Source organism: Actinomycetota bacterium, assembly GCA_019347575.1.
GTDB lineage: Bacteria > Actinomycetota > Nitriliruptoria > Nitriliruptorales > Nitriliruptoraceae > JAHWKY01.
The window spans coordinates 158,452-178,108 of sequence record JAHWKY010000002.1; the positions used below are offsets into that span (position 1 = coordinate 158,452).

A 19,657-nucleotide genomic window follows, 5' to 3' on the forward strand; every position below is an offset into this window, starting at 1 on the left:
GTTCGGTCGGCCGATCGGACGGTCAGGTCGTAGCCACCTGCGGCTAGGCCATCCGGGCGGCCATGGCTAAGGCATGATGTCACATTCGCGCACCGTGAGCAAGTGAACACTTGAAGTGACCAGCACTGAGGGGGCGGAGAGCCGCCGCACGCTGGCCCGACGCGCCGCGCTCGGGGCTGGCTTGCTGGTCGGGGTTTGGGTCGTGGCGACCGCCGTCGTCGTGGCGCTCGCGTGGGGGCGGATCGATGTCGCCGAGCGCGAGCTCGCCGAGGCCAGAGCGCACCTGGCCAGCGCGGACCTGCGCGCCGCCCGGGACGCGATCGGCAGCGCCGACGCCGCCCTGGCCGGCGCATCGCGCTGGTTGGGTCTGCCGACCACCCGTCTCGCCGTCGCCGTGCCGGGCATTGGCACCAGCATCGGGGTGTCGCGCGATCTCGCCACGGCCGTCCGGGACGTGACCACGACCGCGGCAGGAGCCCTCGACGCGCTGCTCGGTGACGACGACGGGGCCTCGTCGCTGCGTCCCCGCGACGGCCGCATACCCGTCGCAGCGATCGCCGAGCTCGAGCCCCCACTCGACCGTGCCGCCGACGCGTTGGCGCATGCCGTCACCGTGGCCAGGGAGGCCCCGACGGGGGGACTGGCGCGCCCCGTGGCGGATGCACGCGACCGCCTCCTGCGTGTGCTGCCGGACGCCGCTGTGCAGGCACGCAACGCCGCGCGGATCGCCGAGCACCTCCCGATCTTCCTCGGTGCGGGTGGATCGCGCCGGTACCTGTTGGCGGCGGCCAACCCCGCGGAGCAACGTGGAACCGGCGGCTACATCGGCGCCGTCGCCGTCGTGACCTTCACCGACGGCGAGTTCGAGCCGGGGGACTTCACGCCCACCTACGACCTCCCACCCGTGGACCCGGACGAGCTGCCTCCGCCGACGCCGGACCAGGAGCGCTACACGCCCTTCGGAGGGACGGCGTTCTGGCAGAACCTCAACCTCACACCCGACGCCCCGACCGCCGCCGAGGGCTTCGAGCGCCTGTGGGCGGCGACCCACGACGAACCGGTCGACGGGACCATCATCGTCGATCCCTTCGCGCTCGAGACGCTGTTGGACCTCACGGGTCCGGTGACGGTGCCCGGGATCGACGAGACGCTCGACGCCCAGAACGTCGTCTCGTTCGTGAGCAACGAGGCCTACGCGCGCTTCGACGAGCAGGATGTACGACAGCAGGTGCTGGGGTCCGCGGCCGCTGTCGCGCTCCGCTCCCTGCTGTCCGACCCGCCCGAGGACGCGCTGGTCCTGGCGCGCGATCTCGGGCAGCTCCTCGCCGACCGTCACCTCATCGTGCACGCAGCCGACCCCGACATCCAGGCTGTGTTCGAGGACGTGGGCATCGCCGGCCGCCTCCTCGATCCGGTCGGCGACTTCATCGCGGTCATCCTGAACAGCGCGACCGGGAGCAAGGTCGACTTCTGGGCGCGCCGCAACCTGACCTACGACGTCCGTCTCCTCGAGGATGGCGGCGCGGAGGGACACCTCGAGGTGACCATCACCAACGACGCGCCTCCCCACGGTGTCCCTCGCGTCGTCGGCCCCAACGCGCCCGGCCTCGAGGCGGGCGACAACCTGCTGTTCGTCAGCACCTACTGCGCCACCTCGTGCAGCATCGAGGGGGGCCCAGCGTCGGTCAGCGGTCGCGACTCGCGTCTCAGTGCCGAGCTCGGCCACCCGGTGTGGGGCTCGTGGCACCTCATCCCCTCACGCGACGAGACGACCGTCTCCTACCGCTGGCGGACGGACGAGGCGTGGAGGGTGGAGGAGGGCCTGATCCGTTACCGGCTGACGTACCAGCACCAGCCGATGGTCCGGGGAACGAACGTTACTGTGCGTCTAGCGCTCCCTGAGTCATCCTCCGTAGTCGAACTGCCACGCAACGCAACGGTCGCTGACGGGGTGCTGACGTGGCAGGGCTTCCAACGTGGCGATGCGGTCCTCGAGGTCGCTCTGCGGCCGGACGGTTCGTGAGAGTGGTCACCGGGGCCCGCAAGCGGTACCGTGTCGTCGATGTGGCCGTCGTGGCCGGGTCATCACGTTCCGGAGGTACGAACCGTGGGATCGCACTCGAGCGCCGTTCGCGCCACCCGCGCCGCGCTGGCCGCTGCCCTGCTGGCGCTGCTACTGGCGCTCGGGAGTGGCGTCGCGACCGCTCAGGAACTCGACGAGTGCTACCCGCTACCCCCCGAGGAGTGCGTTGAGGTCCAGGGCGAGCAGTTCAACCGCAACCCCGCGCCGGTGCCCGCCGCAGAACCCGCGATCGCCCCGCTCGACGTCGAGCGCACCCACCCGGTGACCGGCTTCGACCTCGACACCGCCATCCTCGTGGCGATCGCAGCCGCGCTCGCTGCTGGCGGGCTGCTCACGGCATCGCGCCGCGTCGAGGCGCGTCAGCGGTCGACCGACAGCTGAGCGCCGGCGGGCCGCGGGTCTCAGGCCGCGCGTAGCTCGGCGAACACCACGAGCCGCTCGCTGGAACTGAACCGCGGGTTGCACGTCGTCAAAGTGAGCATCGGGGCACCCGTCTCGAGCGGATCGTCTCCCACCACCCACAACTCCGTCGGGGCGATCACGCGCTGCTCGAGCACGTCGTAGACCCACTCGCGCCCCGCTCGATCGACGAGGTGCACCTCGTCGCCCGGCTGGAGCTGGTCGAGGTCGTAGAACGGCGCGCCGTAGGTCGTGCGGTGCCCACTGATCCCCACGTTGCCCGGCTGTCCCGGCTCCGCCGTGCCCGGGTAGTGACCCGGACCCCGGCGCAGGTCAGGGACGCTGATGCCCTCGACGACGAGCAGCGTGTCGTCGTGCAGGACGCGCTCACCGTCGCGCTCGAACCACAGGGCAGCGAAGGCCTCCCCCGCCGAGACCGGCTCGATGACGGCATCCTCGGCCGCAACCTCGACCTCCTCGCCCGGCAAAGCAGCGCCGATGTCGCCGTAGCGCAGCTCGAAGTCCTCGAGCAGCTCGTCCTGCGCCTGCTCGGCGCGGTAGTTGGTGAACACGAGCAGGTAGACGATGTAGAGCAACGTGAGGACGGCGACGCCCGCCGCGGTCCACGCGGCGACGCGGAGGCCTCTGGCGACGGTGATGGGGAGCTCCGATCGGGTTGCCCGAAGGGTAACGAGCCGACCGCGTTCCGCGTTCCGAGGTTCGGATCGGCGCGCGCGTCAGAACCACCTGTCGAGCACGGTGTCGGGGTCCGCCCAGGCCACGCGGGGATCCCTGCGGAACCACGACCGCTGACGGCGTGCGTAGCGCCACGTCCGGGCGGCGATGGCCGCGACGAGCTCGTCCTGCGCGAGCTCGCCGGCCAGCACCGCGAACGCCTCGGCGTAGCCGATCGCCTGTCGTGCCGTCCGTGACAGCTCGCGCCCCCCGAGCTCCGCGGCCTCCTCGAGCAGACCGGCCGCGACCATGTCCTGCGCACGGTGTCGGATGCGCTGCTTGAGCGTGACGCTGTCGAGGTCGACCCCACGCACCTCGAGGCCCGCGTAGACGCTGCGGTGCTCGTCCCAGCCGTCCGCGAACGACGAGAACGGCTCGCCGGTCAGCTCGATGACCTCGAGCGCGCGCACGCTGCGCCGGAGGTTCATCGGATCGATCTTCGCAGCCGCGTCGGGATCCTCCGCGACCAGCTCCGCGTGTGCGCCGCGAGGGTCGTCCACGAAGCGCTCGTGGATGTGCGCGCGGACGTCGGGGTCGGTGGGAGGGAAACGGAGGTCGTCCACCACGGCGCGGAAGTACAGCCCGGAGCCACCGACCAGGAGCGGCAGGTGACCACGGTCGTGGATGGATCGGATCGCACGCCGCGCCTCGGTCTGGAACCACTTGACCGACGCGTCGTCCTCGGGTTCGAGCACGTCGATGAGGTGGTGCGCCACCTCGGCGCGCACGTCCGCGCTGGGCTTGGCCGTGCCGACGTCCATCCCCCGGTACACCGTGAACGCGTCGGCCGCCACGACCTCGATCGGGGTCGGGGCGCTGCGCGCCAGCGCGACCGCCAGGCCGCTCTTGCCGGTCGCGGTCGGCCCCACCAGGGCGAGCACACGGTCGGTCACGTCCACCACGCCACCACGCGCCCCAACCCGCGGGCATCGATGTGGACGCACCCCTGCAGTTGCAGATCACGCTCGCAGGCGAGTGCGGCGGCGAGGCGGGGCAGCGGCCACGAGCGGGCGCCGACACGGCCCGCATCGGCGTCCGCACGTCGCAGGGCATCGAGGTCGCCTCGGCTCAGGGCGGTCACCACCTCGGCCTCCCACTCGCTCGCCCCGTGGACCACGTACCCCGGGCTGGCCGCGTGCAGGCAGGCGGAGAGGTCACCAGCCAGGAGGACGGCCGCGTCGGCCTCGGCGAGGCGCTCGAGCAGCGCCTCGGCATCGTCACCGGGCCCGACCTGCCGCACGACGGTCGGCACGGTGGCGTCGCTGGAGGCGAGCGCGTGGACCAGGACGCTGGCATCCACGTCGAGCGTGGCGAGCTGCGTCGAGGTGTGGTTCGCGTCCGGTGTTGTTGCGCCCCGCAGCGTCGAGGCGAGGTCAGGCGCGCCGGGCAGCTCGACGTCGAGTCCGGCGAGCCCGAACCCGCCTAAGGCCGTGCGGGGCGCGTCGGCGATCCCGGGCTCGCCAGGCGCGAGGACGATCACCGGGCCGCTACCGAGGACGCGCAACGCGTCGGCCGCCGCGGCCCGCAGGCGCGCGATGTCCGCGGCGATGTCGTGGGGGAGGTTGGGCGTCAGGGCCGGCAGCAGCAGCGGCGACGCCGACACCGTTGCGACGGCGCGCGGCACGTTAGGAGGTCCGCGCGCAGCTGTGGTGCACCACGTTACGCACGACCCTCCTAGACGACGAGCGGCAGTGAGCGCCCCGACCCTGCCGCGACCGCGTTGGGGTCGCCGGGGGTCGGGGCGTGCTCGGTCAGCCGCCACTCCCCCGTCGCGCGCCAGGCCTCCTCGGTCGCCATGCCGGCGGGGGTGCGCCGGATCGAGGTCGGGACGGCGGCGATGGCGTAGTTCGTGTGCGCCTCGGTGATCGTCGCGTCCACGAGATCGCCCGGGGCGTAGCCCTTGCCAACGGGAAGGTGCACGAGGTGGTTGCCGCGGGTGCGCGCCGACAGCATCGTGGGGTCGGTCTTCGATGGGCACTCGACGAGGAGCTCGGGCGTGGCGCCGACCAAGCGCTCGTGCGCATCGGTGGAGTGGCGGCGGACCACCTCCTCGAGCAGGAGGTAGCGCTCGCGCACGACCTCGTCGGGAACGAACTCGTCGGTGAGCTCGGCCGCCGGTGTGCCGGGGCGGGGCGAGTACTGGAAGGTGTAGGCCTGGTCGAAGCCGACCTGCTCGACGACCGCGAGGGTCTGCTCGAAGTCGGCGTCGGTCTCGCCCGGGAAGCCAACGATGATGTCGGTCGTGAGAGCCGCGCCGGGGAGCAGGTCGCGGGTGCGCTCGATCAGGTCGAGGTAGCGGCGCTGGCGGTAGCTGCGCCGCATGGCCCGCAGGACCCGGTCCGATCCCGACTGCAGCGGCAGGTGCAGGTGCTCGCACACGTTGGGCGTCTCGGCCATGGCGTGGAGCACGTCCTCGGTGAAGTCGCGCGGGTGGGGGCTGGTGAAGCGCACCCGCTCGAGTCCGTCGACCGTGCCGAGCTCACGGAGCAGCTCGGCGAAGTGCGAGCGCCCGTCGAGGTCGCGGCCGTAGCTGTTGACGTTCTGGCCCAGCAGCGTGACCTCGAGCACGGTGTCGGCGACCAGGGCGCGCACCTCGGTGACGATGTCGCCGACGCGGCGGGACTGCTCGGGGCCGCGCAGCGAGGGCACGATGCAGAACGTGCAGGCGTTGTTGCAGCCCACGCTGATCGACACCCAGGCGTGGTGGCGCACCTCGCGCTTGGCGGGCAGCGCCGAGGGGAACACCTCGATGGCCTCGACCAGCTCGACGACCGGAACGGCCTGGCTGTCGGCCTGCGCCAGCAGGGTCGGCAGCTCCGCCAGGTTGTGGGTCCCGTAGACGACGTCGACCCACGGAGCGCGCTCGGCGATCGCCCCGCCGTCCTTCTGTGCCAGGCACCCGCCGACCGCGATGGTGAGGTCACGGCCCTCTCGGTGGCGGTCCTCCTTGGCCTTCTTCAGCCACCCCAGCGCCCCGTAGAGCTTGTTGTCGGCGTTCTCGCGGACGGCGCAGGTGTTGAGCAGCACGAGGTCGGCCGCGTGCTCGTCCCGAGCCGGCCGGTAGCCCAGCGTCTCGAGCAGGCCGGCGGCGCGCTCGGAGTCGTGGACGTTCATCTGGCACCCGTAGGTGCGGATGAAGTAGGAGCGTGACATGAGGCGGACAGGCTACAACCCGAGTGGGAGCAGTTCTCTGCGCCAGGCGCGGGCTTCCGCTCCCGCTCAGGGTCGGCCGCGGGGGACGTCCTCGGTGTGGGCGTGCTGGAGGTCGCGACGGCGTTGGTGGTGGTCGGGTTCGGACTCGACCGGACCACCCCGCCCGACCGCGAGGAGCAGCACCCCCGCGGTCCCCACGATCACCGCGGAGATGGTGTCGCCGGGGACGAGGAGGAAGAACACGAGCAGCGCCGCGAGCACGAAGTAGCCGATGGCGGTGCGGGTCGGTGAACGCCCGGCGAACAGCGAGCCGACGACGACGAGCCCGGGGATGCCGACCACGAGCCAGGCCTGCAGCACGTCCACGCGGGTCCTCACCGTCCGGGTCCCGCGGAGGCTAGCTGAGCCGCGTCCGCTCGATCGATGTCTGGTTGACGCGGTATCCCGTGTCAACCACAGCATCGCTGCGCTAGCGCTCGGCGCTGCGCTGGCCCTCGCGATCGGTCCAGAGGGCGTCGCGAGCGACCTTGCGCGCCAGGGCCTCGGGGTACCCGCGGCGGGAGACGAACCCGACGAGGCGGCGGTAGGCCGCCTCGGGGTCGACGTTGCGGAGCCGCTCCGCGCGCTGCCTGGCGACCGCGAACGCCGCGGCCTCCTGGTCCTCGTCCTCCGCCTCGGCCACGGCCGCGTCGATCACGGCGTCGGGCAGGCCGCGCTTGGCGAGCGTCTGCCGCAGCCGCGACGGGCCGTGGCCCTTGCGTCGCCCCTCGCTGACCAGCGCGACAGCGAAGGCGGCGTCGTCGACGAGGCGTTCCTTGACGGCGCGCTCCATCGCGAGGTCGGCGACCACGCCGGTGAAGCCCTTGCGCTCCATCCCCTCGCGTAGGCGAGCCTCGGAGCGGGGCGTGTTCGCGGTGGCGCGGCGGGCGTAGGCCACCGCCTCGGCCACCTCGTCGCTGAGTTGTCGCCGCACGACGTCTTCGACGGGGCCTTCGGGCGCGGCATCCAGCGGTGTCTCGGTGATGCCGTCGGCGGGTGGGGGGGCCTCGGTGGCGAGGCGCACGGCTTCTGTCGCGCTGACCGGGGCACGTCCGTCACCCGCCTCCTCGTCGCTGGGGCGGGGCGGCGGGGCGACGTGGATCGGCTCGCGTTCGATCCCGCGAGCCGCCAGCCACGCCTCCGCGTCACGGAACGGGGTCTCGGCGTCGCCCGGCATCGCCTACTCCTCGTCCGCGTCGGCGACGGCCTCGGCCTCCTCGACGGAGATGATGGGATCGATGCCGAGCTCGTCGCGGACACGCTTGGCGATCTCGTTGGCGATGTCTGGGTTCTCCTTGAGGAAGGTGCGCGCGTTCTCGCGGCCCTGGCCGAGCTGCTCGCCCTCGTAGGTGTACCAAGCACCTGCCTTGCGGATGATCGCGGTGTCCACGCCGACGTCGAGCAGCGACCCTTCGCGCGAGATCCCCTCGCCGTACAGGATGTCGAACTCGGCGAGCTTGAAGGGAGACGCCACCTTGTTCTTCACGACCTTCACGCGCACCCGGTTGCCGACCGCGTCGGTGCCGTCTTTGAGCGTCTCGATGCGCCGCACGTCGAGCCGCACCGACGAGTAGAACTTCAACGCCCGCCCACCCGGCGTGGTCTCGGGGCTGTTGTGCACCATCACGCCGTCAGCGAAGTAGTTGTGCGTCCCCTCGACCTCGATGTCGTAGCGGTGGTCATCGTCACGAGGCGTCCCTCGCTCATCGATCCGCAGGATCTGCATCGGCGTGGGAACGAACCGGACAGGCACGAAGACGGACTCCACCTCGAAACGCCCTCGGAACCGGGGCAGGAGCTTGTAGTCCATCGACGGATGGATGTACGGCGCGACCAGCTCCTGGAGCTTGTCGGTCTCATCACGAGAGAAGACGAGGTAGTGCATCTGGCGCTTACCTCGGCGGGTCAGCTTGGCCTCGATGCCCCACGTGTCGCGCAGGTACTCCTGGAGCCTGACGCGCGAGGTCGCCTCGATGGCCTGGACGCAGATCTCGACCCTCCCGGAACCACCTCGTGTCCGTCCCTGGATGCCCTTCGATCGCAGCGTGAACGTGGCGTCGTCCATGTACCACAGCGCCAGAGACAGCGGAGTCAGCCGCTTGAGGTAGTCGTGGCTGAGGACCTTCCCGTTGCCGAAGTAGACGGCGTCACGCAGGTCCGCGAGTTCCGCGAGCGGTTGGCCGTCGTAGAAGACCGCACCCTTCGCGTTCGTGCTGCGGCTCACGTTGATGTTGCCGAACAGGGACGCCTTCCAGTCCGCGTACTCGGCCTGCGCCGCACCGTGGCCCCAACGGAGCCGCGCCGCTCGCCCCGACTGTGATGGGGAGAGCGCACCGTCGCCCATCAGGGTGCCGAGGACGACCTCCCACTGCTGGTCGGACAGGTGGTGTGGCACCGCCTGGATGACCTGATCGCCGACCTGCAGCTCCTGCGCTTCGAGCCAACCCTCCGGCGTCATGATCAGGTGGTTCGGCGTGAACTCCAGGTGCGACTCGTAGTGGCCGACGCCCCCGCCCGCACGCTCCACAGCGAAGTGCAGGAACGTCGTGGTGGGACCGTTGTCGAACCAGCCGGTGACGCGCCTGGGGACTATCGCGCCAGCCTCGTCGTCGTAGGACAACACCTCGACGTCGAGCTGCTGCTTGACGATCTCAGCGATGGGTAGGTGGGAGCCGTCGGCCAGGCTGACCCGGGTCGAGCCGCTTGCGCACCCGAACATCACGCCTACCTTCTCGCGGAGCTGGTTGATGAAGACGGTGCAGGTGTTGGACTTCTTGATGGAGCCGGCGAGCTTGCGCAGGGCCTGGCTCATGAGGCGCGCCTGGAGGCCGACGTGGGTGTCGCCCATCTCGCCTTCGATCTCGGCGCGGGGCACGAGCGCGGCCACCGAGTCAACCACGATGATGTCGACCGCCCCGGACCGCACGAGCATGTCGGTGATCTCGAGCGCCTGTTCCCCGGTGTCGGGTTGGCTGACCAGCATCTCGTCGATGTCGACGCCGATGGCGCGGGCGTAGACGGGGTCGAGGGCGTGCTCGGCGTCGATGAACGCCGCGATGCCGCCCAGCTTCTGTGCCTCGGCGATCACGTGCAACGCGACCGAGGTGTTGTGCGACAGCACCCCGTTGGCGAGGAAGCTGTGGGTCTTCGGAACCACGACATCGAAGGTGGGTTGTTCGCCCGCCTCCTCGATGGCGACGATCCGCTCGTACGTGTAGCGGTGACGGAGAAGCTCCCGGAGCTGGGCGAGGATGGGCAGGGCGGGTCCGGGCACGAAGCGGCGTTCGGCCCAGTCCACGATCGCGTCGAGACGCGTGGGCGAGCAGTCGATGGCGCCGTCGGGTCGCGATGTCAGGTTCCGGCGGAACAGGTCACCCGCGAGCCGATCGAACTCGCGGTCCCCACCCATCGCGTCACGCAGATCGCGCACGAGGTCCGCGACGTGGGGCACGTTCTCGAACTGGGTGAAGTCACGCGGCTGACGGAGGTACCGACGGACCTGCTCCTCACGCCGCTTCGACCGGAAGCCGACGAGATCGAGGAAGCGCAGCACCGCACCTGGAGAGACGAGGACGGTGTGGTAATCCCGCTCGTAGTTCCTGTTGAACTTGGCGTTGAGGCTCGCGGGGATGCCCAAGCCGTAGAGCAGGAGCTGGACCTGCTCGGCGAGTTCCCGGGACGCGGTCGTCAGGCCGACCTCGGGACCCTTCTCGATCCAACCGTCGCCCTCGTACAGCGCCGACAGGAACGCCCGCTGGATCTTCGGCCCACCGGTCCGCACCCGGTGCGGGATCGTCTTCCCGGCGGATTTGGTGAAATCGAGCCCGTACTCGTCGTGCAGACGCCGCCGCAGACGGGTATCGAAGACACGATGATGAGTGCCGCCTTGGATGGTGACCCGATCCCGTTCGACCCCGAACACATCTCTCAGAAGACGGATGTACTCCGCCGATACATCGGGGTCGTGGGCGTTGATGAACTCCACCACATGGCGACTGCTCTCGCCGAGAGAGCCCTCAGCGACGAGGTAGCCGAGCAGCAGCGCTTCGTCCTCGGTCAACCGGCTCGTTCCCGGTGATTCATCGGCTCCGAAGAGCGCAGATACCAATACGTCGCCAAGCTGCAACTCCTCAACCGTCCGCCAGACGATCTGCCCACGTTCGTTCATGAGACGAAGAGGGTGGTTCGCAGTCGCCATGACGTGACGACCTGACTGGAGTTGGACACGCCAGACCGGCTGACGGTCGTTGTGCGTGACCGCTGCCATGGGCTCGAGTTCGCCCTCCTCGTTGACGAGGCGGACACCGTGGTCCGACACGTCGGTCACCCGCGACGTGCAACTGGTGGGCTGGCCGACGCGCGCGAACAGCTCCTCGATGGTCTCGAGGCCGTGGTCGCTCCACACGTAGGTGCCAGCCGGAATGCACTTTCCACTGCTCTCCGGTCCGTATATCTCGACCACGCGGCCGCGCGGGAGGCCGCCGATGCCGAGAGCGAGGTCGAGCGCCAGCGCCCCGGTGGGGATGGCCGCGACCGGGATGGCGGCGTCGTCGCCCAGCTTCATGAGCGAGCCCTTGCCGAACTGCTTCTCGATCTGGCCGAGGGCGACCTCGAGGGCCTTCTTCTTGTCGACGTCTGACACGGCTGCTGCCTCCGGGTAGCGGTACCGCTGTTGCGGCTCGTCGGTCTTCGTGCATCTGGCGGGTGTGCATCTGGCGCTGGTGCGTGGTGCTCGGTCGGGACCCTACGGCCGGGGTGTGACAGCTCCCAGGACCCGCGCCCCGCCGCCTGTGGACACCGCGCCGACGGGACGTCGGCGGGAGGCTACGCGAACAGGTGTTCGGAGTCGAACACCCTCGACGACCGACGGCGCCACGGACGAACGGCAGGGGTCACCTGCGGCTGTCACCCCCTCGAGCGGCGCATCCTTGAGTACTCAAGTAGCGAAGCGGTAGTACAACCTGCATGTGTGGTGTTGCGTTGGGAACGAGGGGAACGAGGATGGTGATGCGGACCGTGGACTTCGTCCAGTCGTTGAAGAACACCGCGGCGCTGGCCGCGCGCCGATCCGAGCGTCCCGACGACGCGTACGGTCGGCTGGCTGTGACCTGCGGCACGCTCGTCGCGGACCTGACGACCACCATGACCAGCGCTGGGCAGGAGCGCGAGGTACCGGGCGTCGTCCCGATCGATCCGGCGTTCGCCGACCAGGTCGAATCCGTCCGCGCCGAGCTGATGCGTCTCGACCTCGAGCGTGATCCCCACGCGGCCGAGGAGATCGAGGGCCGGGTGGCCTCCCTGCAACGCGACCTGCACCGCTGACGCGCGACTCCCGCGGTGACCTCGCCGGCGCGGCGCTCCCCGCGTTCGACCGGGCCACGCTCACGCAGCGCGACGACCGCTGACCGAACGGCCCCGCTCCGCACACGCGCACTCCGCCGCATCACCGCACCATGGAGGTGCCGCCACCGAGAGGTCCCGCGTAGATCGTGGCCGAACGAGTCCGTCCCGCCCTGCGTCTGCTGTCGTTCGTGTTCGTCTTCCCGCTCTTCGTCGGCGCGCTCGCGTACCCCGGCCTGACGAGCATCTCCGACATCGCCGATCAGGTCGACGAGCAGCTGCTCGCCCCGATCGAACTGCCCGACGAGGTCCCGGAACCGGCGCTGCGGTCCGAGGTCCTGGCAGCGGACGGCTCGCGACTCGGGCTGTTCATCGGAGCCGAGCACCGCGTCCGGGTCGAGCTCGAGGCGGTTCCCCAGATCCTGATCGACGCCGTGCTCGTCACCGAGGACCGCGACTTCCAGTCCCACAACGGTGTCGATCACCGCGCCATCGCACGGGCGTTCGCGGCCAACGTGCGCGGCGGCGAGATCCAACAGGGTGGTTCGACCATCACCCAACAGCTCGTCAAGAACCTGTTCCTCGATGCCCGCCAGACCGTGGCGCGGAAGGTCCGCGAGGCCATCACCGCCGTCGAGCTGGAACGGCGGCTGTCGAAGGAGCAGATCCTCGAGCGCTACCTCAACGCGGTGTACCTCGGCAACGGCGTGTACGGCGTCGGCACCGCGACACGGTTCTACTTCGACAAGTCCTTGGAGGAGCTCGAACCGCAGGAAGCGGCGCTGCTCGCCGGCCTCATCTCGAGCCCGGAACGGACCGACCCGATCGAGCACCCCGAACGGGCGACCGAGCGCCGCAACGTGGTGCTCGACCTGATGGCGCGCTACGACGTCATCGGTCGTGAGGAAGCCGACCGGCTCGCCAGCGCCCCCCTCGCTCTGACCGTCACACCTCCCCCGCCGCCCCGCGAACCGTTCTTCGTCGAGTACGTCAAGCAGCGGCTCCTCGATGACGACCGGCTCGGGGAGACCCGGGAGGACCGGGCGCGTCGGCTCTTCAGCGGCGGCTTGACCATCAGCACGACCCTGCAACCGAAGGTCCAGAGCGCGGCCGTGCAGGGACTGCTCGCCCACATCGACGATCCGCTCGCCGACCCCCTCGGAGGGGTGGTCTCGATCGAGCCCGGTACCGGCCGCATCGCCGCGATGGCGGTCGCCCCGAAGCCCTTCGGCGAGTGCGAGGACGGTGAGGAACCGTGCCTGGAGACCAACGTCAACCCCCTGGTTCCCGGCTCCGGTGGCTCGGGTCGCCAGGCGGGGTCGTCGTTCAAGCCGGTCGTCCTCGCGACCGCGCTGGAGCACGGCCGCGGGACGGACACCGCGTTCCGCACGCGCGGTGGACAGGAGGTCGGGGGCGAGCGCTGCGAGACCGACGGCGAGCCCTGGGAGCCGGAGAACTACGCCCCGACCTCGCGCGCCTGGATGGACATGCCGGAGGCCATCCGTGTTTCCAACAACGTCTACCACGCACGCCTGGCTGCCGATCTTGGCCCCGAGCGAGTCGTCGACATGGCCCACCAGCTCGGGATCCGGGGCGACCTTCCGGCGGTCTGCTCGCTCGGTCTCGGATCAGCGGACATCTTCCCGATCGACCTCGCCAGCGCGTACACGACGTTCGCCAACGGGGGCGAACGGTGTGAGCCGTTCGCCGTCGAGTCGATCGCGGACCAGGACGGCGAGGTGCTCCTGCGCAACGCGCCCGACTGCCGCCCGGTCCTGCAGCCGCAGAACGCCGATGCGATCACCACGATGCTGACTCGGGTGATCGAGGGGGGAACCGGGACCGCGGCCGACATCGGTCGCCCCGCCGCCGGCAAGACGGGGACCACGGACGACTGGCGTGACGCGTGGTTCGTCGGCTACGTGCCCCAGCTCACGACCGCGGTCTGGGTCGGCTACGAGCAGCCCGAGCCGATGATCGGGGTCCTGGGGTACCGGCGCGTCGCCGGCGGTACCGCGCCCGCAGCCATCTGGCACGACGTGATGCTCGCCGCGCTCGAGGACGTCGAGCCGCTACCGCTGCCGAGCGTGACGCTCGAACGGGCCGATGGCCCTCCCGAGGAGCTCGAATCCCCATCCCCGGCACCCACGCCGACGCTCCTCCCGCTGTCACCACCACCGCCGCCGACGGACGCGCCGGAGCCCGAGCCGACCGACACGCGCCCCGAGGAGCCATCGCCGCAGCCGAGCCCGAGCCCATCGCCCCAGCCGAGCCCATCGCCATCGCCGGAGCCGGATCCCGAACCGATCCCCGACGATCCGCTCCCCGAGCCGACCGACGATCCCTCGCCCTCACCCGAACCCAGCCCCACCGAGGAACCCTCGCCCTCACCGAGCCCCACCGAGGAGGCGGAGGCCACGGAACCCTCGCCCTCGCCGAGTCCCACCGAGGGAGCATCCTCAGCGATGTTCGCGCTCATCGGGTTCGCCCCGCGGCGTCAGGGCAGTTGACGACGCTACCGTGGACGCGGACAGGAGCGACGGTGGCTGACGACACCCCGAAGGGGACCCGGTTCGTGTTCCTTGACACCGAGGCGACCGGCCTCGACCTCGACCGGCATGAGCTGACCGAGGTGGCGTGGATCGTGCGGTTCGAGGACGGTTCCGAGGTGCAACGCCAGTACTTCCCCGACCACACCCTCGACGGTGCGGACGACGACGCGCTGGAGCTCACCGGTTACCACGAACGCATCGCGGACCAACCGCGCACCCCGATGTCGCAGTGGCTGCCGCAGTTCCTCGAGGATGCCGACGGCGCGGTCATCGTCGGCGCGGTGCCCGACTTCGACGTCCGCCAGATGCACAAGGCGTGCAAGAAGCTCGGGCGGGAACCCACCTGGGACCATCACCTGGTCGACGTCGAGACCCTGGCGCTGCCGCTCATCGCGGGGGGTCCCGAGGCGCCGCGCAGCCTCGCCAAGACGTGCCGGGCCTTCGGGGTGGGCCACGACAAGGGCCAGGCCCACGGTGCGCTCTACGACGCGCAGCAGGTCATGCGCGTGTTCGATCGCATCTGGGAGGTGATCGCGGACCTGCGCGCGCGCAGCGAGCCGCTGCCTCCACCCGTGCCCCGCGAGGTAGCGGCGGACGACGCGGACGCGACGGCCCCATCGGGGGACGCGTCCGAGCCCGCACCAGCCGGGCCAGACGCGACGTCCGGCCGGCCCATCCCTCCAGCCCAGATGTCCTGACCCGCACAGGTCCGCGCGCTGACCGTTCGGTCGTACCCGGGGGCTGAGAGGGGGGGTACCGTCAGGGCCACCGCCGCACCCCTGATCCCGGTTGCGGCTCCGCCGGAAAGGGGAGCCGACGTGGGCCGGACGCTCAGCGAACCGAAGACCGCGGTCCGAAAGGGTCGGCCAGCCACGGCCGAGCCGGAGCGGCTTGCGACCACACGCCTCGAGCTGCTCGACTCGATCCGTACCGAGCTGCTCGCGCAGGCACCGCTGTTCGAGGACCCGTTCGCTTACGGTGCCGGCGTGCTCGACACGCTCAGGGCCGTTTCCGCGATCCTCACCAAGGGCGAGCAGGCAGGCCGACACGAGGGGAGCAAACGATGAGCGACATGCCGCTCTCAAGTAGCGACAGCCGTAGAGCGCAGGAACTGATCAACGACCGCGACCCGATCCGCTCCGCGGGCAGCACCGCGTGGATGGCCGCCTTCGCGCTCGGGCTGGCGACCTCGTCACGCCCCGACGACGACTGCATCGACGACCTCGTCGCCGCCGCGGACGGCTCCAGCGCGCGGCTCCACGCCGCCCGTCACCGCGTCCGGAGCATGTACGGCGATCGCGGTCGTACCAGTCAGCGTGCTCAGGAGCTGCTCGACCAGGCCGCCTCGCGCATCGCCCGTCAACCCCTCGACGCCGACAGCGGCACGCTCGCCACGACCTCGTAGCGCGCCCCGCCGGCTCCGAGGTGGGACGCCACCACCTCGACCGACGAGGCAGTCCAGGCACCCGGGGTCGGCGGCACCTCGTCGACGAGGTGGGACGTCACGGCCCCTCGACCTCTCCCCCGGACGCGCGCGAGGGTGAGGTGGGGCCGTACCGGCTTGCGGTCGACCGGGAGGTCGTGCTCCGCCAGGGCCTCCTGCAGCCGCTCGCCCAGCGCCGCGATCGCGCCTGGCGGGTCGTCCGCCACCCCCATCCACAGGATGCGACGCCCGAAGCGGCCAGCACGGTCGAGCTGCAGATCGATCGGGGCGACGGCGACGACCTCGTCCTCGATGGCGGCGACGACCGGGTCGGGTCCGAGCGCGACCTCGCCGAGGAACGCCAGCGTGAGGTGCCAGTTCTCCGCACGGGTCCAGGACAGGTCGTCGCGCGACGCCCGCAACGCGGCCACCCCGGCAGCGAGCGTGTCCCGCACCGCCTGCGGGACATCGAGCGCGAGGAACAACCTCACGGGAGGAGGCGGCGCCGGAGCAGCTCGAGGGCTGCGCTGCCGAGCCGCTCCTGGACGGTGAGGCGATCGCCGGGGATGTTGCGCCCGTGGACCTCGACCTCGCCATCCGGACGCGCGACGGCCCAGAACGCGGTGCCGACGTCCTGGCCGCCCTGCGTCGACGGTCCGGCGACGCCGGTGACCCCGATGCCCCAGTCGGCGGCGAACAGCTCTCGCACCCGCACCGCCAGGTCGCTGGTGACCTCGGCACTGACCGGCCCGTGCGCCTCGATCAGCTTGGGGTCCACGCCGAGGACGCGGCTCTTGCTGTCGGTCGCGTAGACCGCCACGCCGCCCTTGAGCACGCCCGAGGTCCCCGGGACCCGGGCCAGTCGCGCCGCGATGCCGCCCGCCGTGGCCGACTCGGCGGTCGCCACGGACTCGCCGCGGTCCTCCAGCAGGCGCACGACCGCCTGCTCGAGGTCCTCGTCGTCGATGCCCGCGACGACCGGGCCGAGCGACCCGACGATCCGGTCGACGTACGGCTGGGTGCGAGCCCGCGCGTCGTCGATCCCCTCGCCCGACGCGGTCACCCGCACCTGGATCTCGCGGCGGGTCGCGAGGAAGGCGATGGCGACGTCACCCGCGGCGTCAGCGTCGGCGATGGTGTCGGCCACGGCCTCCCCGACCGTGGACTCCCCCAGGCCCGCCACGTGCACCACGCGCGTGACGGTCGCGCGGCCCCCGCTGCGCGCGAGCACGTCGGGTGCGACGTCGCGGACGAACAGCTCCTGCAGTTCCCAGGGCACCCCGGGAAGGGCGTACACCGCACACGTGGCGGCGTCGTCGGGACGCGGCACCTCCACGACGAACCCCGGGGCCGTCCCCACGGGATCGAAGACCCGCGCCCCGGCAGGGACCCGTGCCTGGCGCAGGTTCGAGGGTGACATGCGGTAGCCGCGCGAGGCGAACAGCTCGGTGATGCGGTCCTCGAGGTCGGGGCGCGACTCGAGCTCGAGGTCGGCCGCGGCCGCGATCGCCTCACGCGTGATGTCGTCTGACGTCGGCCCAAGCCCACCTCCGACGACGACGAGGTCGCTCCGCGCGATCAGGTCGCGCAGGGTGCGCACCATCTCGTTGAGCTCGTCACCGACCGCGACGTGCGCGTGGACGCCCACGCCGAGCTCGCGCAGACGCTGGCTGACCCAGGCAGCGTTGGTGTCGACGAGGTCGCCGAGCAGCAGCTCCGATCCCACCGACATGACCGCACCTCTCACACGGCGCTCCTCGCGCTACGAGCCAGCCGGCCGGCCCGGAAGGCGTAGTCGACGCCGGACACCACGGTGATGCCCACGGCGAGGTACAGCAGCACGTCGCGGAGCGACACGGATGCCCCCGGCCACAGGAACGCGATGACCGCCGCGACCTGGGTCACCGTCTTGGTCTTGCCCCAGGACGATGCGGGCATGACCTTGTCGTAGCGGCGCACGAGGGCGAGCCGCAGCAGGGTCACGGCGACCTCCCGGACGACGATCACCCAGACGGCCCACCACGGCAGCCGGTCGACCGCAGCCAGGCTGGCGAGCGAGCCGATGATCAGCAGCTTGTCGGCGATCGGATCGGCGAGCTGACCCCACCTCGTGACGCCGTGCCAGCGCCGCGCGACCCACCCATCGATCGAATCGGTAGCAGCGGCGAACGCGAAGATCCCGAACGCCCACCACCGGGCGCCCGGATCTTCCTTGGCGAGCAGCCACAGGATGACCGGGACCAGCAGCGCGCGCAGGAAGGTCAGCAGGTTGGGGAAGTTGAACCAGTGGGGCTCGGTCGTCTCGCGCAGCTCGCGAAGATCGACGACGTCGTCGGGCTCCGCCGAGGGCAACAGCACCTCGGCCAGACCTCCGTCCTCGGCGGGGTCGACCGGCTCGGGCACCCGGCTCACGCCGTCTGGGCGTCGACGGTCGCGACCAGATCGACGCCATCGGCCGCGGCGACGTGCACGCTGACGCGACGTCCTGCGGGGAGCTCGACGCGAGCCCCGTCCGGTCCGACGAGACCGATCTCGCCGTCGGTGTCGGGGGCCTCCCGGAAGGAGCGCGCCACGCACACGCCCGCCTCCGATCCCTGCACCGTGACGTCCAGGACGCGGCCGATGAAGCGCTCAGCACGCTGCTGCATCACCGTCTCCACGACCGGCGCGAGGTGCGCGACGCGCCGCTGAGCCTCGTGGGAGGGGATCTGGCGGTCCAGCGAGGTCGCCGCCGTGCCGTCCTCGTCGCTGTAGGCGAACAGGCCGACCCAGTCCAGCCCCACGTCCCACAGGAAGCGCTCGAGCGCGGCGACGTCGTCGTCGGTCTCGCCGGGGAACCCCAGGATGAAGTTGGACCGGAACACGGCGTCGGGATCGAGCGCGCGGATGTCCGCGATCAGCTGCGCGAAGCGCTCGGGTGAGCCACTCCGAGCCATCCGGCCCAGCACGCTGGCCGACACGTGCTGCAGCGACAGGTCGAAGTAAGACGCGACCTTCGGGTTGGCCGCCATGGCCTCGACCAGCGGCCGCTGCAGCTCCGCAGGCTGCAGGTACATCAGCCGCACCTGCTCGACGCCGTCGATGGCGGTCAGTTGCTCCAGCAGCCGCGGCTGCAGCTCGCGTCCTCCGATGTCCTTGCCCCAGGAGGTGGTGTTCTCGCTGACCAGCACCAGCTCGCGCGCGCCCTGGCCGGACAGCCAGCGCGCCTCCGCCACGATCTCGTCCGGGGGCCGCGACCGGAACCGGCCGCGGAAGGACGGGATGGCACAGAACGTGCACACACGGTCGCAGCCCGACGCGATCTTGAGGTAGGCCCACGGCGGCCGCGCCTCGTCGCTGCCGTACCGGCGCAACGGGAACCTCGGTCCGCTGGCGGGGACCCGGTCGAGGTCGTCCTGTGGGGTAGTGACCGGGACGTCGAGAGCCGTCTCAGGTGGTGGCTCCTCGGTCGGCATCACCAGCAGCGGCAGGCTCGGTCTGAACGTGCGGTGCTCGGGGGCGGCGGGGCGTGTGGCCTGCACCCGTTCCATGGGGCGTCCGGCGAGGACCTCACCCAACAGGCTCGGCAGACGTGGGTAGGCGTCGAAGCCCACGATGGCGTCAGCCTCGGGGATGGCCTCGGCCAGCTCGTCGGGGTAGCGCTGTGCCATGCATCCGACCACGAGCACCGCGCGGACGCCTGCACCCTTGAGGTCACACGCCGCGAGGATGGTCTCGATCGACTCCTCCTTGGCGGGGGCGATGAAGGTGCACGTGTTGACGAGCACGGCGTCAGCCATCGAGGGGTCGTCCACGAGCGTGTAGCCATCCCGGTGGAGCACCCCAGCGAGCTGGTCGGAGTCGACCTCGTTCCGGCCGCAGCCCAGCGTCACGATGGCGACGCGTGCAGCGGTCGGGACGGACGGATCGGTCACGGAGGTCAAGAGGGAGCCC

Annotated in this window: 18 protein-coding genes; 7 read left to right on the forward strand and 11 right to left on the reverse strand. The window is 71.0% G+C overall.

The features are described from left to right. Positions 1 to 115 precede the first annotated feature (115 nt). Both KY469_02020 and KY469_02025 read left to right on the forward strand, forming a co-directional pair. Positions 116 to 2,023 (forward strand): DUF4012 domain-containing protein, encoded by a 1,908-nt coding sequence (locus KY469_02020; GenBank protein MBW3661848.1) that lies wholly within the window; start codon positions 116 to 118, stop codon positions 2,021 to 2,023. Between the two features lie 84 nt (positions 2,024 to 2,107). Beyond that, on the forward strand, positions 2,108 to 2,464 hold the full coding sequence (locus KY469_02025) for a hypothetical protein (protein MBW3661849.1): 357 nt from the start codon (positions 2,108 to 2,110) through the stop codon (positions 2,462 to 2,464). A 20-nt stretch (positions 2,465 to 2,484) separates the two neighbouring features. On the opposite strand, the gene KY469_02030 is transcribed toward KY469_02025, so the two are convergent. The 7 genes from KY469_02030 to KY469_02060 all read right to left on the reverse strand — a co-directional run bounded on the left by KY469_02030 (position 2,485) and on the right by KY469_02060 (position 11,051). Further along, complete coding sequence (locus KY469_02030; protein ID MBW3661850.1) at positions 2,485 to 3,078, reverse strand: sortase; 594 nt, start codon at positions 3,076 to 3,078, stop codon at positions 2,485 to 2,487. 141 nt (positions 3,079 to 3,219) lie between these two features. Continuing rightward, complete coding sequence (miaA, locus tag KY469_02035) at positions 3,220 to 4,110, reverse strand: tRNA (adenosine(37)-N6)-dimethylallyltransferase MiaA (GenBank protein MBW3661851.1); 891 nt, start codon at positions 4,108 to 4,110, stop codon at positions 3,220 to 3,222. Next, positions 4,107 to 4,841: a hypothetical protein gene (locus KY469_02040; protein ID MBW3661852.1), complete on the reverse strand. Its 735-nt coding sequence runs from the start codon at positions 4,839 to 4,841 to the stop codon at positions 4,107 to 4,109. Before KY469_02040 ends, miaA begins: the two co-directional genes overlap by 4 nt. A gap of 50 nt (positions 4,842 to 4,891) precedes the next feature. After that, a complete protein-coding gene (gene miaB, locus KY469_02045) occupies positions 4,892 to 6,370 on the reverse strand; it encodes a tRNA (N6-isopentenyl adenosine(37)-C2)-methylthiotransferase MiaB (protein ID MBW3661853.1) in 1,479 nt (492 codons plus the stop codon). Between the two features lie 66 nt (positions 6,371 to 6,436). Further along, positions 6,437 to 6,736, reverse strand: a complete 300-nt coding sequence (locus tag KY469_02050) for a hypothetical protein (protein ID MBW3661854.1) — start codon at positions 6,734 to 6,736, stop codon at positions 6,437 to 6,439. Positions 6,737 to 6,839: 103 nt separating this feature from the next. Next, on the reverse strand, positions 6,840 to 7,586 hold the full coding sequence (locus KY469_02055; GenBank protein MBW3661855.1) for a recombination regulator RecX: 747 nt from the start codon (positions 7,584 to 7,586) through the stop codon (positions 6,840 to 6,842). A 3-nt stretch (positions 7,587 to 7,589) separates the two neighbouring features. After that, on the reverse strand, positions 7,590 to 11,051 hold the full coding sequence (locus tag KY469_02060; protein MBW3661856.1) for an intein-containing recombinase RecA: 3,462 nt from the start codon (positions 11,049 to 11,051) through the stop codon (positions 7,590 to 7,592). 365 nt (positions 11,052 to 11,416) lie between these two features. Between KY469_02060 and KY469_02065 the strand changes: the two genes are divergently transcribed. From KY469_02065 to KY469_02085, 5 genes are all read left to right on the forward strand, one after another. Continuing rightward, positions 11,417 to 11,731, forward strand: a complete 315-nt coding sequence (locus KY469_02065) for a hypothetical protein (protein MBW3661857.1) — start codon at positions 11,417 to 11,419, stop codon at positions 11,729 to 11,731. A 167-nt stretch (positions 11,732 to 11,898) separates the two neighbouring features. Then, positions 11,899 to 14,259 carry a transglycosylase domain-containing protein gene (locus tag KY469_02070; GenBank protein ID MBW3661858.1) on the forward strand — a complete coding sequence of 787 codons (2,361 nt, stop codon included), beginning with the start codon at positions 11,899 to 11,901 and terminating at the stop codon, positions 14,257 to 14,259. A 32-nt stretch (positions 14,260 to 14,291) separates the two neighbouring features. Beyond that, positions 14,292 to 14,999, forward strand: a complete 708-nt coding sequence (locus KY469_02075; GenBank protein MBW3661859.1) for a 3'-5' exonuclease — start codon at positions 14,292 to 14,294, stop codon at positions 14,997 to 14,999. Between the two features lie 120 nt (positions 15,000 to 15,119). Further along, positions 15,120 to 15,368, forward strand: a complete 249-nt coding sequence (locus tag KY469_02080) for a hypothetical protein (protein ID MBW3661860.1) — start codon at positions 15,120 to 15,122, stop codon at positions 15,366 to 15,368. Then, complete coding sequence (locus tag KY469_02085) at positions 15,365 to 15,706, forward strand: hypothetical protein (GenBank protein ID MBW3661861.1); 342 nt, start codon at positions 15,365 to 15,367, stop codon at positions 15,704 to 15,706. The genes KY469_02080 and KY469_02085 overlap by 4 nt, the downstream gene beginning before the upstream one ends. Here the strand turns inward: KY469_02085 and thpR are convergent. From thpR to rimO, 4 genes are all read right to left on the reverse strand, one after another. Further along, entirely contained in the window at positions 15,661 to 16,215 is a 555-nt protein-coding gene (thpR, locus tag KY469_02090; protein MBW3661862.1) for an RNA 2',3'-cyclic phosphodiesterase, read from the reverse strand. The two genes, KY469_02085 and thpR, sit on opposite strands and share 46 nt — an antisense overlap. Then, positions 16,212 to 17,456 carry a CinA family nicotinamide mononucleotide deamidase-related protein gene (locus tag KY469_02095; GenBank protein ID MBW3661863.1) on the reverse strand — a complete coding sequence of 415 codons (1,245 nt, stop codon included), beginning with the start codon at positions 17,454 to 17,456 and terminating at the stop codon, positions 16,212 to 16,214. The genes thpR and KY469_02095 overlap by 4 nt, the downstream gene beginning before the upstream one ends. A gap of 11 nt (positions 17,457 to 17,467) precedes the next feature. After that, positions 17,468 to 18,034 (reverse strand): CDP-diacylglycerol--glycerol-3-phosphate 3-phosphatidyltransferase, encoded by a 567-nt coding sequence (pgsA, locus tag KY469_02100; protein ID MBW3661864.1) that lies wholly within the window; start codon positions 18,032 to 18,034, stop codon positions 17,468 to 17,470. Between the two features lie 98 nt (positions 18,035 to 18,132). Beyond that, a complete protein-coding gene (gene rimO, locus KY469_02105; GenBank protein ID MBW3661865.1) occupies positions 18,133 to 19,647 on the reverse strand; it encodes a 30S ribosomal protein S12 methylthiotransferase RimO in 1,515 nt (504 codons plus the stop codon). Positions 19,648 to 19,657: the final 10 nt, after the last annotated feature.